The 713-nt window shown below is 70.7% G+C and carries 1 protein-coding gene and 1 pseudogene; both read right to left on the bottom strand.

All coding sequences use genetic code 11. The features are described from left to right. Positions 1-299: pseudogene (locus ACP4J3_RS50835) on the bottom strand (ABC transporter permease); the annotation flags it as partial. A 3-nt stretch (positions 300-302) separates the two neighbouring features. After that, on the bottom strand, positions 303-713 hold a 411-nt coding region (locus ACP4J3_RS50840; RefSeq protein WP_426545115.1), incomplete at its 5' end, for a TOBE domain-containing protein.

Raw genomic sequence — 713 nt, forward strand, 5'->3', positions numbered from 1 at the left:
GCCTGGGCCAGGACGAAGCCGAAGACCAGGCTCAGCAGCGCTGTTTCGGCGGAGATCCGCAGGGTGGTGACCAGCACCGACAGGTTGACGCCGGTGAGGGCGTCGGCGTACCAGTGCAGGGTGAACGATCCGTCGGCGTCCTTCAGGCTGAGCAGCAGCGTGCTGAAGATCGGGTAGACGAACAGCACCAGCAGATAGACGACGACCGGCAGCGCGTAGAGGATCCCGACCCGGGTCTTGCGTGAGGCCAGGAGCTTGCGCGGACGGGCGGGAGCCCCCGCGGTGAGGGTGGCGGCCATGGCTCACCCTCCCTGTTCGGTCGGGAAGAGGTTGACGTCCTCGGCATCGGCGGTGATCCCGACCCGCTCGCCCGCGACGGGCCCACGTCCGGCCGGCACCTCCAGCCGCAGCAGCGGGGCGTCACCGCCATCGATGCGCACGCCCGCGCGCACGAGGGTGCCCACATAGGTGGCGGTCTCCACCGTGCCGGTACAGAACCCGTCATCCAGGCCACAGGCCCGCAGCCGGCCCGGCTGGACGGCCACCTTCACCTCGGTGCCGGAGGCCAGATCGTGACGGCGCGCCTTCAGCAGGCCACCGGACTGGGTGAGGCGGATGACGGTGTGCGCGTCGGTGTGCTGTTCCACGCGGCCGGGCAGGAAGTTGGCCGCGCCGAGGAAGTCCGCCACGAACGGGGTCCTGGGCCGCTCGAA

The sequence above is a fragment of the Streptomyces sp. UG1 genome (assembly GCF_049974585.1).
GTDB lineage: Bacteria > Actinomycetota > Actinomycetes > Streptomycetales > Streptomycetaceae > Streptomyces.